Genomic DNA, 14,976 nt, shown 5'->3' with positions numbered 1-14,976 from the left:
AATGCCTTGCCTTTCTACCAGCCCCATGGGTATCACGCCTATAGGTTTTAAATAAAGGGGAATGCCATGCGCCCGTCTGGTAGAAATTTAGATCAAATGCGCTCGATTTCAATCGAGACCGGGGTCACAAAACACGCAGAAGGGTCGTGCATGATCCGCGTGGGCGACACCCATGTGCTCTGCACCGCCTCATTGGAAGAGCGTGTGCCCCCGTTCCTGCGCAACTCCGGCAAAGGCTGGGTCACCGCCGAATACGGGATGCTGCCCCGTTCCACCGGATCACGGATGCGCCGTGAGGCCGCAAGCGGCAAACAGCAAGGCCGGACCGTGGAAATTCAACGACTTATCGGCCGCTCTCTGCGCGCAGGTGTCGATCTGGTCGGGTTGGGAGAGCGTCAGATCACCGTCGATTGTGACGTGATTCAGGCGGATGGCGGCACGCGGTGCGCCTCAATCACCGGGGGCTGGATTGCGCTTCGTCTTGCGGTGAACAAGCTTTTGAAAGCTGGCGACATTTCCACCGATCCGCTTGGCGATCCGGTCACCGCCGTGTCCTGCGGCATATATGCCGGCCAGCCCGTGCTCGATCTGGACTACCCCGAAGATTCCGTGGCCGGCGTGGATGGCAATTTTGTCATGTCCGGAGCCAAGCTGATCGAAGTGCAGATGTCGGCCGAGGGCGCAACCTTCAACCGTGATCAGATGAACCAGTTGATGGATCTGGCCGAAAAAGGCGGGGCGGAACTGGCCGCGGCTGCAATTGAGGCCACCAAGTGACCCGCAAGTTTGACGGAAAAGAACTGGTCATTGCCAGCCACAACAAAGGCAAGCTGCGCGAAATCGCAGCTTTGCTGGCCCCCTTTGGGGTCACCGTCACTTCAGCCGCCGATCACGGATTGGAAGAGCCGGAAGAGACCGAAGACAGCTTTGCCGGAAATGCTCGGATCAAGGCGCATTTTGCTGCAAAATCAACGGGTTTGCCTGCCCTGTCCGATGACAGCGGGATCATGGTCGACGCGCTGGACGGCGCCCCCGGCGTCTATACCGCCGATTGGGCCGAAACCGGAAATGGTCGGGATTTTCCGATGGCGATGGAAAAAACCTGGCGCCTTCTGGAAGAGAAAAACGCCCCCCTGCCCCGCACCGCACGGTTTTGCTGCACGCTCTGCCTCGCCTGGCCCGACGGCCATGACGAGCTGTTCGAGGGCAAAGTTGAAGGATCTCTGACCTGGCCCATGCGCGGCGACCAGGGGTTCGGCTATGACCCGATCTTTGTGCCCAATGGCCATGACATCACCTTTGGTGAAATGGATCCGGCCCAAAAACACGAAATGAGCCATCGCGCAGATGCTTTCGCGAAACTCGTGGCAGGCAGCTTTGCCTGAGAATTGGCAAACGGCTGGATTCGGACTTTATGTCCACTGGCCGTTTTGCGCCTCGAAATGCCCCTATTGCGATTTCAACAGCCACGTATCGGCGCAGATTGACCAATCGCAATGGTTGGCTGCCTATCTGAAAGATCTGGACCGGTACGGGGCCGAGACACCGGGCCGGGTTTTGTCTTCGATCTATTTCGGCGGCGGCACCCCAAGCCTGATGGACCCCGCCACAGTGGCGGCGATCATCGACAAAGCCTCTGACCTTTGGACCTTTGCAAACAATATCGAAATCACGCTGGAGGCCAACCCGACCTCGATCGAGGCCGGGAATTTCGCAGGCTATCGCGAGGCGGGCGTCAACCGTGTCTCGATGGGGTTTCAGGCATTGAATGATGACGACCTTCGCAAACTCGGACGATTGCATAGTGTTGACGAAGGTCTGCGCGCGCTGGAGATCGCCCGGCAGCATTTTTCGCGGGTCAATTTTGATCTGATCTATGCGCGGCAGGATCAGACCCTGCCCCAGTGGCAGGCCGAACTGGACCGCGCGCTGAGCTTCGACCCGGATCATCTTTCGCTTTATCAGCTGACCATCGAACCCGGCACCGCGTTTGGTGCACGGTTTGATGCAGGCAAACTGTCGGGCCTGCCAGAGGAGGATCTGGCGGTTGACATGTTTTTCCATACACAGGAAGCCACAGCCGCTGCGGGGCTTCCGGCCTATGAAGTTTCCAACCACGCTCGTCCCGGTGAGGAAAGCCGACACAACCTGATCTATTGGCGGTCAGGGGATTGGGTCGGGATCGGTCCCGGGGCCCATGGTCGGCTGTCTTTTGGGCAGAACAGATGGGCAACAGAAACCCCTCTCTCGCCGAGCAAATGGTTGGAGAACGCCCTGGGGGACGCTGACAAGCGCGAGAGAGCACCTCTTCCTTTAGAAGAGCAGGTAGCAGAATACCTTTTGATGGGGTTACGCACCACCGAGGGCGTGGATCTGGACCGCCTGTCCCAACAATTCAAGACATCTCTTAATCGAAATAAAATCAAAGACTTATCTGAGATGGGCTTGATTTCGGTCACGCAGAAAACACTAAGGGCGACCGAGGATGGCCGCCCTGTGTTGAATGCGATACTTCGAGAGATTTTGCCGGACTGATTTCCGGGTTACGCCCCCAGAATTCCGCAGATATCGTCCAGTTCATCAAGGTTTTGGTAGCGAATGGTCACCACGCCCCCTTCGGTGCCCGGTTTGTGGTCAATGGAAACCTTCATTCCCAAAGTGGCAGAGAGATCACCCTCCAGCGCCTTTGTATCCGCATCCTTGTCAGATTTCGGGCGCGCAACCGGTTTGGCCTCTCCCTTCGGTTTCTTCGCCAGACGTTCTGCCTCGCGCACCGACAGCCCTTTTGCGATGATCTGCTTCGCCAAGGTCAGGGGATCTTCCGCCGTGACAAGCGTTCGTGCATGACCAGCCGTCAGTTTCCCGTCACGCACAAACTCCTGCACATCAGCGGGCAGGTTCAAAAGGCGGAGCAAATTGGCGATATGGGATCGGCTTTTTCCGAGCGCCTCTGACACTTTTTCCTGCGTATGGCCAAAGCGATCCATCAAGTCGCGATATCCTGCAGCTTCTTCGATGGCGTTCAGATCAGCGCGCTGAATATTCTCGATAATGGCAACTTCGAGCGCCTCAGTATCGGTATATGTCCGAATAATAACCGGAATCTCGTGCAGCTGAGCCATCTGCGACGCCCGCCAGCGCCGCTCACCCGCGACAATTTCATAGGTGCCGTCATCTTTTGGATCAGGGCGAACGATCAGAGGTTGGATGACCCCTTTTTCCTTTACCGAGGCAGCCAGATCATCCAATTGATCTTGGGTAAATGTGCGGCGCGGCTGATCCGGATTGGGATGAACCTTTTCAATCGGCATCATCTGATCAGCTTTCCGAACGGCAGCTGCACCTGTTTGGGCGACCGGTTCCGGCGTTACATCTGCCATCAATGCGGATAGACCACGCCCCAAACCCCGGCTTTTTGCTTTATTTGCCATTTTTGCCTCCTATTTCCTGCCGTCAAGTTCTGCTGCCAAGTCGCGATATGCCTGGCTACCTTTAGAGTGCGGATCGTAAGACAGCACAGGCAAGGCGAAGGATGGAGCTTCGCTGACCCTTACATTTCTCGGAATAATGGTGTCGAAAACCAACTCTCCGAGGTTGTCGCGCGCATCGACCTCTACCTGACGGGACAGGTTGTTCCTGGCATCATACATTGTGAGAACAATTCCTTCGATCCGAAGATCCGGATTTGCGGACTGGCGCACCTCTCGAACACTCAGCATCAGCTGAGACAGCCCCTCAAGCGCAAAAAACTCGCTTTGCAGCGGCACCAAAACGCTGTGTGCGGCCACCATGGCATTCACGGTCAAAAGATTGAGAGAGGGAGGACAGTCAATAAGCACATAGTCAAACCCCTCAACATCTTGTGTACGCAGCGCATCATGAAGCAAGTGGCTGCGTTTTTCATTCGAAACCAGCTCAATATCTGCTGAAGAAAGATCTGTGGTCGCCGGTGCAATCCACAAACCTTTTATGGCGGTTTCAACAATAACGTTTGAAAGTGGTGCCTCTTCTATTAACACATCATATGTGGTCAAAGCGCGATCGGCCAGCTCGATCCCCAGACCTGTTGACGCATTTCCCTGCGGATCCAGGTCAACCAAGAGAACATTTCGCCCAAGTTCAGCCAGCGCGGCACCCAGATTGATAGTTGTCGTTGTCTTACCCACGCCGCCTTTTTGATTGGTAACAGCGATAATCTTGGTCCCTGCAGGACAAGTAAGGTCAAGCACGTTTGATCGCTCCAATTTTCAAAATGACTGCGTCTGAATTTGTAACGCTTGGTATTTTATCCAATTGAAATGACCAGTTTTCAAGGGCTTCTTCAACTTCTTCCTGATATCTGACGCCTTTTTGGAACACACAGATGCCATCCGGTGACAAATGCCGTTCCGAAAATTCCAGTAGCTTATCAAGTGACGCGAGGGCACGCGCGGAAAACACGTCAGCGCCCTGCGGTTCGGCACTTTCAATTCGTTCTGAAAGCACTTTCGCCTTAACGCCGGTCTCACGCAAAACGGTTCGCAAGAACGTTGCCTTTCGAAGATCACTTTCAATACATGTTATCTGTAGTTCAGGCGCCTTTTCCTGGGCAAGCATTGCAACGATAAGGCCGGGAAACCCCCCACCCGTTCCTACGTCGCACCATTTCGTTGCATCCTGAGGAAGAGCGGAAAACACCTGTGCAGAATCGAGGAAATGCCGCTCCCACAGGTCATTGATAGTCGAAGGCGCAACCAGATTAATGGCCGGATTCCATTTTTTGAGTAGACTCGCGTAGATCTTCAACCGTTCCAATGTTTCACGTGAAACATCGAACTTCCGTGAGAAAAATTTGGTATCTGTCACGCTACACCCTTTTTTGAACGCTCTGCCTTGCGTAGTTTTGCCAACAAAAGTGTCAACGCTGCTGGTGTCATCCCCTCAACACGCGCTGCCTGGGCAAGATTTCTTGGTTGGGCCGCTGTGAGCTTCGCCGCAAGTTCATTTGAAAGACCATCCATCCCCTGGAATTCGAAATTCTCTGGAATTTCCTGTGCCTCATCGCGTTTAATTGCGGCAACATCTTTTTCTTGTCGTTCCAGATAGTTGGAATAAAGCGCATCTTTTGCGATCTGATCACGGATTTCAGGCAAGATGGTTTCAAATGCAGGATCGAGGTTCAAAACATCGTCAAAACTCACCTTGGGAAAGGAAAGCAGCGTGAACGCACTTCTTCTTGTCCCATCCTTGCGAACCTGGAAACTGGAACCTTCAAGATCTTGTGGTGTAAAGGTCTTTTCCATCAGGATATTGCGGGCACTTTCCAGTTCCTCTTGCTTCTTTAGGAACCGCGCTTTCCGGACATCTCCAACACATCCGATCTCAATGCCGACTGGCGTCAAGCGCTGATCAGCGTTGTCAGCGCGCAGAGAAAGCCGGAATTCAGCCCGAGACGTAAACATGCGGTAGGGTTCTGTAACGCCGCGCGTTATAAGATCATCAACCATGACCCCGATGTAAGAACTGGACCTGGAGAACAGGATCTTTTCACGCCCCAGAACTTCTGCAGCTGCATTCAAACCCGCTACCAAACCTTGTGCAGCAGCCTCTTCATATCCGGTTGTCCCATTGATTTGGCCTGCAAGATAAAGGCCTTGAACATTTCGGACCTGCAAAGTTTCAGTCAGCGAGCGGGGATCAACATAGTCATACTCGATCGCATATCCCAGCTGGAGGATGGTGACGTTTTCGAGACCAACAATAGATCGCACATATTCCTGCTGCACATCTTCGGGCAAAGAGGTGCTAATACCGTTTGGATAAACCGCAATATCATCCAAGCCTTCCGGTTCGAGAAAGATCTGGTGAGAGCTCTTATCGGAGAACCTGACAATTTTATCTTCAATTGATGGGCAATACCGCGGCCCAACGCCGTCGATGTGCCCCCCATACATCGCAGAACGATCCAGATTTTCCCTAATGATTTCGTGGGTTTTCTCATTCGTATGGGTGATACCGCATGAAATTTGTCGTGCAAATGGCGCGCTGTTCAGAAAGGAGAACATGGAAGGATCATCATCAGCTGGCTGGGATTCTAAAATCGACCAGTCGATTGTCCTAGTGTCCAGGCGCGGTGGTGTCCCAGTTTTCAGGCGACCAAGGGGCAGATCAAACTGTTCCATCCGTTCCGCCAAACGAATCGAGGGCCGATCCCCCATGCGGCCACCCTGCTTCTGCACATCTCCAATATGAATAACACCACGCAGAAATGTGCCCGTGGTAAGTATGACTGCGCCTGCGGATATTTCCGCCCCATCAGCCAGAACAACGCCCTTGACCTGCGCGCGGTCCATCAGAAAATCAGCAACCTCCCCCTCAATCAGGGTCAAGTTTTGCGTCGTCGCAATTTCCGCCTGCATTTCGCGTCGATAAATTGCCCGATCCGCCTGTGTACGCGGCCCCTGCACCGCAGGCCCTTTCCGGCGATTCAATAAGCGAAACTGGATCCCTGCCTTATCAGCAACACGCCCCATCAATCCGTCGAGCGCATCAATTTCCCGAACCAGATGCCCTTTCCCCAACCCACCAATTGCGGGATTGCAGGACATCACCCCAAGATCTTCTTTTTTCAGAGTGATCAGAGCGGTGTTTGCCCCCATGCGTGCAGAGGCATGAGCCGCATCTGCGCCCGCATGGCCACCGCCAACCACAATCACATCGAATTTCGAATGTTTCACGTGAAACACTCCTTTCCCAATCCCAAGGATCTACTTACCCAGACAAAAGCTCGAAAAGATCTCATCGAGAACCATTTCGACATCCACACGTCCAACAAGGCCATCCAAAGCCCGAACGGCGCTCCGCAATTCTTCCGCGGCCAGTTCGGCACGGTCCTGTCCAAACTCTATCTCGATTCGAGCACGCCCCAAAGCGTCGAAAGCACGCAGCATTTCCTGGCGATGCCTCTCACGGGTTGCAATTCCAGCGGACTGCACCCGGTCTTCCAGAATAGACGTGATCTTTTCGATCAAGAGGTCAATCCCCTGCCCCGTTTTTCCCGAGATCCGAAACCCCTCACCATCGGTCAGATCAGCCTTTCCAAGGGCGACGATGTCACCCTCCGTGGGGTTAATCCCCAGTTTCGCCTCAGGTTGGTCCAGAAGGAAAATACGAAGATCGGCCGAAGCCGCGCGACTTACCGCACGATCAATGCCGATGGCTTCCACCTGATCAGAGCTTTCACGAATACCAGCCGTGTCCAAAAGCGTGACCGGAAGCCCGGCCAAATCCATGCGGACCTCAATCACGTCCCGGGTTGTCCCGGCCACTTCTGATGTGATTGCCGCATCACGACCGGCCAGAGCGTTCAGAAGCGTAGACTTTCCGGCATTTGGCGGGCCGATAATGGCGATTTCAAACCCGTCTCGAATACGTTCCGCAATCTTTGCACCATCAACTTCGCGCCCCAGACTTTGCATGACACCGGACAAAAGATCATCAACTTCGGGAGATACATCTTCTGGCACCTCCTCATCTGCGAAATCAATTGTGGCTTCCAGCAAAGCCGCAGCGCGGATCAGATCCCAGCGCCAGCTTTCGGCAATCTCTCCTAACGCGCCGGACAGCACATTCAGCGCCTGCTTGCGCTGCGCCTCTGTTTCGGCGTCCAGAAGATCGGCAAGCCCTTCCACCTGCGCCAAGTCCAGCTGTTCATTTTCCAGCGCACGACGGGTGAACTCCCCCGGTTCAGCCATGCGGAGGTTTTCGAACTTTCCAAGCTCTTCCAGCACAGCCCGAACCACGGCGGTTGATCCATGCAACTGGAGTTCAACAACATCTTCACCGGTAAAGCTGGCCCCGTGTTCAAAGCAAATCACCAAGGTTTGATCGAGATAGGTGCCATCCAGAGCGGTCAGCCGGCGCAGCCCTGCCTTGCGCGGTTCTGGCACTGATCCCGCCAGAGTTTCGGCGGCCAGAAACGCTTGTGGCCCGGATATCCGGACCACCGCGACGCCCGCCTTACCGCGAGCAGATGCCAATGCAAAGATTGTATCCATATCTAAGCCATTGTTAATTCATAATAATTAAGCGTTCATCGAGTCGAAGAATTCACTATTCGACTTGGTCTGCTTCAATTTTGAAATCAGGAACTCAATTGCATCCGTGGTGCCCATCGGGTTCAGGATACGGCGCAGAACATAGGTTTTCTGCAGGTCCTTGGCATCCACCAAAAGATCCTCTTTCCGCGTGCCGGATTTCAGGATGTCAATTGCCGGGAAGACACGTTTGTCAGCCACTTTGCGATCCAGCACGATTTCCGAGTTGCCGGTGCCTTTAAACTCTTCAAAGATCACTTCATCCATCCGCGACCCGGTGTCGATCAGCGCGGTGGAGATGATAGTCAGCGACCCACCTTCTTCGATATTCCGGGCAGCACCAAAGAAGCGTTTCGGGCGTTGCAGCGCGTTGGCATCCACACCACCGGTCAGAACCTTGCCCGATGACGGCACCGTGGTGTTGAAGGCGCGGCCGAGGCGGGTGATCGAGTCGAGCAGGATCACCACGTCACGCTTATGTTCAACCAGACGTTTCGCCTTTTCGATCACCATTTCAGCGACCGCCACGTGACGCGATGCAGGTTCATCAAAGGTCGAGGAGACAACCTCGCCTTTCACGGAGCGCTGCATGTCGGTCACCTCTTCTGGACGTTCGTCAATCAGCAACACAATCAGGTAGCATTCCGGGTGGTTGGCTTCGATCGAATGGGCGATGTTTTGCAGCAGCACGGTTTTACCGGTCCGCGGCGGCGCCACGATCAGCGACCGCTGACCTTTACCGATCGGTGAGACAAGATCGATAATCCGGGCCGAACGGTCTTTGGTAGTCGGATCTTCAATTTCCATCTTCAGACGCTCATCCGGGTAAAGCGGCGTCAGGTTATCAAAGGCCACCTTGTGTTTTGCCGCTTCCGGGTCGCCAAAGTTGATCTTTTCCACTTCGGTAATTGCGAAATAATTCTCGTTCTCGCCGGGGGCCTGAATGATGCCTTCGATTGTATCGCCGGTGCGCAGTGAATACTGGCGGATCACCGTAGGCGAAACATAAATGTCATCCGGGCCCGGCAGATAGTTGGCTTCGGTTGAGCGCAGGAAACCGAACCCGTCCTGAACCACCTCAAGCACACCATCACCACCGATGATCCACTCTTCTTCGGCCAGTTCCTTGAGAATCGAGAACATCATCTCGCCCTTGCGCATGGTCGAAGCGTTTTCGATTTCGAGCTCTTCGGCCATTGCCACAAGCTCTTTTGGGCTTTTGGCCTTCAGATCAGCCAGATTCAGACGGTTTTCGGACATGGGAATAGCCTTGCGATACGCATTAAAGCGTCGTTGGAACAGATGTGCAGTCGTGAAGATGCATTGGCCGGACGGCCTGCTTGTCTGCCACATAGGCTAAAGGGGGCCGGTGAGTCAAGAAATTCGGAGGGATCTCAGTATTTGAACACCACTGAGAAGACGATCAGGAGCATCAGAAGCGTGGGTAGCTCGTTCATCATGCGATAGCGCCGCCCGGGCAGACGATTGGTGCCTGCGGCGAATTCCTTGCGCCGGGCTGCCAGCCACATATGAAACCATGTCATCCCAAGCACGGACCCGCCTTTGAGCCAGGGCCAGAGGTCGCTCCAGTCCACCACACCAGGGGTGGCCACAAGGCTCAAACCAAAAATCCAGGTCGAAATCATCGCAGGATTCATGATCGCCTTCAAAAGCCGCCTTTCCATAATCTGGAACAGATCATCGGTTTCATTGCCCGATCCGACTACTTCTGCGTGATAGACAAACAAGCGGGGCAGATAAAACAGGCCAGCCATCCAGGCAATGACGGAGACGATATGTAAGGATTTGGTCCAGAAATACCAATCCGAAAGAATGTCACCCATGTTATGCCTGCCTTTCTGACCCGCCCGTTTTTCCCTTCTTAAAATAATAAATATTTAAAAGAAAAGATGATGATTAAGTAGGGTCTGTGGATAATGGGGATTATTGGGTTTTCCCGGCCCTTTTACACAGGTGGACAAGTTTGCTCTTTGATCGTGGACAAGTTTCAACTTGCCAAGTTTTCATAGCAGATTCGGGACCGGCCGGCTGGGGATAACTCGGCGGATGAAAGCCAGCCTGTTGGCCAATTTGTTTTTCCCGTGGAAAACTTCTCAACAGTGGAAGATCTGCGGATTATGACGTAGGAACTGAGGAACTATCCGCAGGTGCAGAGGGAGGGGTCAGTTACCCCCGGATGCAAACACCGGAACAAACAGAGTTTTTCCACAGGGTTTTCCCATGGCAACACAATTCATCCTCGCATCAGGCTCCGAAATTCGGGCAACACTCCTGCGCAATGCAGGTCTGAGCTTTGAGGTTATTCCCGCACGAATTGATGAAGATATGATTAAAATGTCACTGAAAGCGGAGGGCGCCCATTCGCGCGACCTTGCGGATGCCCTGGCCGAGTTCAAAGCCCGGAAGATCAGTGAAAAACACCGAAACGCACTGGTGTTGGGATGTGATCAGGTGGCTGATCTGGGCGGAGAGGTGATGTCAAAACCATCCACGCAAGAGGACGCAATTTCTCAACTTATTGAAATGTCTGGAAAAACTCACCGCCTTCTCTCTGCTGCCGTGCTGTATCAGGATGGCAAGCCCCTCTGGCGTCACGTGGGGTTGGTGCGTATGAAAATGCGCGACCTCAGCGCAGGGTATATTCAGGACTATGTGGCGCGGAACTGGGACAGCATCCGTCATTCGGTTGGGGCCTATAAGCTGGAAGAAGAAGGGGTGCGCCTCTTTTCCAGCGTGGAAGGTGATTATTTCAATGTGCTGGGTTTGCCGCTGACGGAACTCCTGTCATATCTGATCGAACGAGAAGAGGTGATGATATGAGCGAACGTCGTATTCCGCTGGCCGGGGTGATCGGGAATCCGATCGAACATTCCCTGTCGCCGCGCCTTCATGGCTATTGGCTGAAAACAATGGGCTTGCCCGGGCATTATGTGCCGATGCGGGTTGAGGTGAAGGATCTGGAAGAGGTCATTCGCACCCTCCCCAAGGCTGGCTTTGTCGGCTGCAACGTGACCATTCCTCATAAGGAAGAGGTGCTGAAGCTGGCTGATCTGGTGACCGATCGGGCGGCTTTGATGGGGGCCGCAAATACGTTGATTTTCCGCAAAGACGGAAAAATTCACGCCGATAACACGGATGGGTACGGATTTATCGAAAATCTGCGTCAGGGCACGACAGGATGGAATCCAAGGTCCGGCCCGGCCGCCGTTCTGGGGGCTGGTGGGGCGTCGCGCGCCGTGATCGCCTCGCTTTTGGAAGTGGGGGTGCCGGAAATCTTCCTGTCAAACCGCACCCGCACCCGCGCCGATGCGCTGCGGTCCGAGTTTGGCGCCCGCGTCACCGTGGTGGATTGGGTGCAGGCCGGCAATATGATTGAAGAAGCCCTGACCGTTGTGAACACCACTTCTCTGGGGATGGTTGGAAAACCGGAGCTGAGGGTGCCACTTGACGGGCTGAAACCCGGACAGGTCGTGACCGATATTGTCTATACCCCGCTAAAAACACCGTTGTTGCAGACTGCCGAAGCAGCCGGGTGCCAGATTGTTGATGGTCTTGGCATGTTGTTGCACCAGGCGGTGCCGGGGTTCGAGCGTTGGTTCGGCACACGACCCGAAGTGACTGAGGAGCTGCGCCGCGCAGTGCTGGCACAATGAGCGCGCCGTTTATCATAGGTTTGACCGGCTCGATCGGTATGGGGAAATCCACCACGGCCAAAATGTTTCACGCCTATGGGATTCCGATCTGGGATGCGGATGCGGCGGTGCATCGGATTTACGGCGCCGGTGGCGCTGCGGTTGAACCGATCAGATCCATTTGCCCCGAGGCGATCATTGACGGGGTGGTTGACCGGGATGTGCTCAAGGACTGGATCGGACGCGAGGCAACGGCCCTCAAACAGCTTGAACAGATTGTGCATCCGCTGGTCGCCGAAGATCGGGCGCAATTTCTGGCAGATTCGGGCGCGGATATCGTGCTTCTGGACATGCCGCTTCTGTTTGAAATCGGGGCACATGAACATGTGGATCTGGTGGTTGTCGTGTCGGCACCGGCTGATCTGCAACGCGCCCGCGTGATGGAGCGCGGCACGATGAGCCAGCAACAATTCGAGACTATTCTTGCCAAACAAGTGTCTGATTCAGAAAAACGTGCCCGGGCTGACGTGATCATTCCGACCGAAACTCTGGATGGTGCCAAGGCGGCTGTAGAGGAAGTTCTGGCCCATATTCGGGAGAAGCTGAATGCGTGAGATCGTTCTTGATACTGAAACCACGGGGTTTGATCCAAACTCCGGCGACCGGATTGTGGAAATCGGGTGTCTGGAGCTGATCAACCACATGCCCACGGGACGCACCTATCATCAATATATCAACCCGGAACGCGGCATGCCGGAAGAGGCATTTGGCGTGCATGGGATTGGGCCTGATCTTTTGCCAACACCCCGCCCTGCCGCGCCCGGTGAAGTGATTTTGAAAGACAAGCCTGTCTTCAAAGAAGTCGGACAGGCATTTGTGGAGTTCATCGGGGACGCGCGTCTGGTCATTCACAACGCGGCGTTCGACATGAAATTCCTGAATGCCGAACTGAAATGGATGGGGCTTGCGGAACTGCCCTGGGAGCGGGCGCTTGATACGCTTGCGATTGCGCGCAAAAAGTTCCCCGGTGCGCCTGCCTCACTGGATGCGCTCTGCCGTCGCTTCGGGATCGACAACTCGAACCGAACCCTGCACGGCGCGCTTCTTGACAGTGAAATTCTGGCAGAAGTGTATCTGGAGCTGATTGGTGGGCGACAGCCGGATCTGGTTCTGGCGGGTGGACCCGGCAGTGCATCAAACGAGGATGTGGCTGATAATTGGCGCCCAACCGCACGCCCAAGCCCGCTTCCTTCGCGGATCAGTGACGCAGAAGCCGCCGCCCATGCCGAGTTTATTAACAAGCTGGGCGACGACGCGCTTTGGAAAAAACTGTCGGAGAGCTGATCCCCGGAAGGATCAGTTCTGCGTGGCGGTTGCTGCTTCTGCCGCGGCGCGACGTTCGATTTCTGCGCGATAAAGGGCAAGGAAATCAACGGTATCCAGGTTAAGCGGCGGGAAGCCACCATCGCGGGTCACGTCAGAAACGATGCGCCGCACGAAGGGGAACAGCATACGCGGGCATTCGATCATCAAGAACGGGTGCAGCTGTTCGTCCGGCACGTTTTCCACGTGGAAAATGCCGCCATATTCCAGCTCGAGCAGGAAAAGCTGCTGACCGCCGTTCTTGTTGCGTGAACCCACGGTGAATTTCGTGGTGATTTCATACTGGTGATCGGCTGGGCGTTTTTGCGCATCCAGCGACACTTCGACACTGATTTCGGGTTGCACTTCGCCTTCGACACCCTTTTGGGCCAGGATGTTTTCAAACGACATGTCGCGGATGAACTGGCCCAGGATTTGCATCTTGGGCGGCACGGGGGCTTTTTGTTCCTCGGCCATGGGGATCTCCTTAAGAATTTGGTTGGAAAGATGCCTAGCACCTTGCTCAGGCAGGCACAACCGATGTGGTCAAGTCCAAGGAGAAGGGGTTTTCGGAGCGGGGCAAAATCGCTAAAGGTCGGACATGAACACGAAGATCCCCACTTGGGTGGATGGCACCCTGACCCCGGTCGACAAGCTGGAGGCGCATGTGAAAGCGATGCGCCACAAGGCGGTGTCGGTGTTTATTCTGCACAAGGGCAAGGTGCTGTTGCAGCAGCGCGCAGCCGGGAAATATCACACGCCGAACCTCTGGGCGAACAGTTGCTGCACCCACCCGCATTGGGGGGAAGATCCGCAGGATTGTGCCATTCGGCGTCTGAGGGAAGAGCTGGGGATCACCGGGCTTGATCCGGTCTGGGTAGAGCAGCTTGAATATCGGGCGGATGTCGGGGGCGGGTTGATCGAACATGAGGTGGTCGACCTTTTTGTGATCCGCTGTGACACCCTGCCGAAGATTGATCTGAACCCGGAGGAAGTTCAGGCCACGCGCTGGGCTGATCCGGCTGAGTTAGACACGGATATTGCCCGGACACCGGAGGTCTTTACGCCCTGGCTCAGGATCTACCTGCGCGATCACCGGGCGTCGGTGTTCGGGGCCTGACGTGGCCAGGTCCTACCTGAGGCAGGGAAAGCTGAAATGCTTAGCAGGCTGCTGAAATAGTCCTGCCTCGACAGCGGGTTGATCATTCGACCATTTACCGCTGGGTGCAACGATATGCCCCGGACATGGAACGGCGGATGCGCTGGCAGTGGCGGCGGCCGATGTCGGATAGCTGGCGCGTTGACGAGACGTATATCAAGGTGCGCGGCAAGTGGACATATCTGTACCGGGCGGTCGATAAGCTGGGCAACACGATCGACTTTTATTTGTCCTCGACACGCAATGCCAAAGCCGCCAAATGCTTTCTGGGCAAGGCTATTCGTGCCTGCAAAGGTTGGGAAAAACCGTCCAAAATCAACACCGACAAGGCTGGATGCTACACCCAGGCGATCCGCGAATTGAAGAAAGAGGGTAAGTGCCCAAAGGACGTCGAACACCGCCAGGTCAAGTATCTGAACAACGTCATCGAGGCCGATCACGGTAAGCTCAAGCAGCTGATCAAGCCGGTCCGGGGCTTCAAAACGATGAAAACCGCCTACGCCACGATCAAGGGATTTGAAGTGATGCGCGCATTGCGAAAAGGCCAGGGCCGCGCCTTCAACCTGACCCGCGATCCCATCGGCGAAAAACGCATGATCGAACGCGCCTTCGGTGTCGGACCATGTGTTATGTCAGAGACCATGACCTGGCTCGAACAGCAACTCGCAGCCTGACTCCGTCCAGCGAGAGGGTCATTGCGGCTCAATAAAATGTTTGCAACAGAGCC

16 protein-coding genes and 1 pseudogene are annotated in these 14,976 nt (G+C 54.9%); 9 read left to right on the top strand and 8 right to left on the bottom strand.

The genetic code is table 11. The annotated features are described in order from the left end of the window. The first annotated feature begins 66 nt into the window (after positions 1-66). The 3 genes from rph to hemW are packed head-to-tail and all read left to right on the top strand — an operon-like array spanning position 67 to position 2,535. Positions 67-777, top strand: coding sequence for a ribonuclease PH (gene rph / locus AKJ29_RS17880; protein ID WP_055192909.1), 711 nt, complete (start codon positions 67-69; stop codon positions 775-777). Next, positions 774-1,385: an RdgB/HAM1 family non-canonical purine NTP pyrophosphatase gene (gene rdgB / locus AKJ29_RS17875; RefSeq protein ID WP_055192908.1), complete on the top strand. Its 612-nt coding sequence runs from the start codon at positions 774-776 to the stop codon at positions 1,383-1,385. The genes rph and rdgB overlap by 4 nt, the downstream gene beginning before the upstream one ends. Further along, a complete protein-coding gene (gene hemW, locus AKJ29_RS17870) occupies positions 1,348-2,535 on the top strand; it encodes a radical SAM family heme chaperone HemW (RefSeq protein WP_055192907.1) in 1,188 nt (395 codons plus the stop codon). The genes rdgB and hemW overlap by 38 nt, the downstream gene beginning before the upstream one ends. A gap of 8 nt (positions 2,536-2,543) precedes the next feature. Here the strand turns inward: hemW and AKJ29_RS17865 are convergent, their stop codons facing one another. The 7 genes from AKJ29_RS17865 to hemJ all read right to left on the bottom strand — a co-directional run bounded on the left by AKJ29_RS17865 (position 2,544) and on the right by hemJ (position 9,919). Beyond that, positions 2,544-3,431: a ParB/RepB/Spo0J family partition protein gene (locus AKJ29_RS17865; protein ID WP_055192906.1), complete on the bottom strand. Its 888-nt coding sequence runs from the start codon at positions 3,429-3,431 to the stop codon at positions 2,544-2,546. Positions 3,432-3,440: 9 nt separating this feature from the next. Next, positions 3,441-4,229 carry a ParA family protein gene (locus AKJ29_RS17860; protein ID WP_055192905.1) on the bottom strand — a complete coding sequence of 263 codons (789 nt, stop codon included), beginning with the start codon at positions 4,227-4,229 and terminating at the stop codon, positions 3,441-3,443. Further along, complete coding sequence (gene rsmG, locus AKJ29_RS17855) at positions 4,222-4,845, bottom strand: 16S rRNA (guanine(527)-N(7))-methyltransferase RsmG (protein WP_055192904.1); 624 nt, start codon at positions 4,843-4,845, stop codon at positions 4,222-4,224. Before rsmG ends, AKJ29_RS17860 begins: the two co-directional genes overlap by 8 nt. After that, a complete protein-coding gene (gene mnmG / locus AKJ29_RS17850) occupies positions 4,842-6,716 on the bottom strand; it encodes a tRNA uridine-5-carboxymethylaminomethyl(34) synthesis enzyme MnmG (protein ID WP_055192903.1) in 1,875 nt (624 codons plus the stop codon). Before mnmG ends, rsmG begins: the two co-directional genes overlap by 4 nt. A 30-nt stretch (positions 6,717-6,746) precedes the next feature. Continuing rightward, positions 6,747-8,036, bottom strand: a complete 1,290-nt coding sequence (mnmE, locus tag AKJ29_RS17845; protein ID WP_055192902.1) for a tRNA uridine-5-carboxymethylaminomethyl(34) synthesis GTPase MnmE — start codon at positions 8,034-8,036, stop codon at positions 6,747-6,749. A 27-nt stretch (positions 8,037-8,063) separates the two neighbouring features. Further along, on the bottom strand, positions 8,064-9,335 hold the full coding sequence (rho, locus tag AKJ29_RS17840; RefSeq protein WP_055192901.1) for a transcription termination factor Rho: 1,272 nt from the start codon (positions 9,333-9,335) through the stop codon (positions 8,064-8,066). A 134-nt stretch (positions 9,336-9,469) separates the two neighbouring features. Further along, on the bottom strand, positions 9,470-9,919 hold the full coding sequence (gene hemJ / locus AKJ29_RS17835; protein WP_055192900.1) for a protoporphyrinogen oxidase HemJ: 450 nt from the start codon (positions 9,917-9,919) through the stop codon (positions 9,470-9,472). Between the two features lie 397 nt (positions 9,920-10,316). Between hemJ and AKJ29_RS17830 the strand changes: the two genes are divergently transcribed. Genes AKJ29_RS17830 through dnaQ form a run of 4 tightly spaced genes read left to right on the top strand, consistent with a single transcriptional unit; the run spans position 10,317 to position 13,072 of the window. Further along, entirely contained in the window at positions 10,317-10,916 is a 600-nt protein-coding gene (locus AKJ29_RS17830) for a Maf family nucleotide pyrophosphatase (RefSeq protein ID WP_055192899.1), read from the top strand. Beyond that, a complete protein-coding gene (locus AKJ29_RS17825) occupies positions 10,913-11,749 on the top strand; it encodes a shikimate dehydrogenase (protein ID WP_055192898.1) in 837 nt (278 codons plus the stop codon). Before AKJ29_RS17830 ends, AKJ29_RS17825 begins: the two co-directional genes overlap by 4 nt. Then, positions 11,746-12,342, top strand: coding sequence for a dephospho-CoA kinase (gene coaE / locus AKJ29_RS17820; protein WP_055192897.1), 597 nt, complete (start codon positions 11,746-11,748; stop codon positions 12,340-12,342). The genes AKJ29_RS17825 and coaE overlap by 4 nt, the downstream gene beginning before the upstream one ends. Then, positions 12,335-13,072 (top strand): DNA polymerase III subunit epsilon, encoded by a 738-nt coding sequence (gene dnaQ / locus AKJ29_RS17815; protein WP_055192896.1) that lies wholly within the window; start codon positions 12,335-12,337, stop codon positions 13,070-13,072. The genes coaE and dnaQ overlap by 8 nt, the downstream gene beginning before the upstream one ends. 12 nt (positions 13,073-13,084) lie before the next feature. Here the strand turns inward: dnaQ and secB are convergent, their stop codons facing one another. After that, positions 13,085-13,567, bottom strand: coding sequence for a protein-export chaperone SecB (gene secB, locus AKJ29_RS17810; protein WP_055192895.1), 483 nt, complete (start codon positions 13,565-13,567; stop codon positions 13,085-13,087). A 124-nt stretch (positions 13,568-13,691) separates the two neighbouring features. Here secB and idi point away from each other — a divergent pair, with 124 nt between their 5' ends. Together idi and AKJ29_RS17800 are read left to right on the top strand one after the other, a co-directional pair. Then, positions 13,692-14,210, top strand: coding sequence for an isopentenyl-diphosphate Delta-isomerase (gene idi / locus AKJ29_RS17805; RefSeq protein ID WP_055192894.1), 519 nt, complete (start codon positions 13,692-13,694; stop codon positions 14,208-14,210). 77 nt (positions 14,211-14,287) lie between these two features. Beyond that, positions 14,288-14,923, top strand: a pseudogene (locus tag AKJ29_RS17800) (IS6 family transposase); the annotation flags it as partial. Positions 14,924-14,976 lie beyond the last annotated feature (53 nt).

The sequence above is a fragment of the Aliiroseovarius crassostreae genome (assembly GCF_001307765.1).
Taxonomy (GTDB): Bacteria; Pseudomonadota; Alphaproteobacteria; order Rhodobacterales; family Rhodobacteraceae; genus Aliiroseovarius; species Aliiroseovarius crassostreae.
Note: the sequence above shows the minus strand (reverse complement) of the source record. Positions and strands in the feature narration are given on the sequence as shown.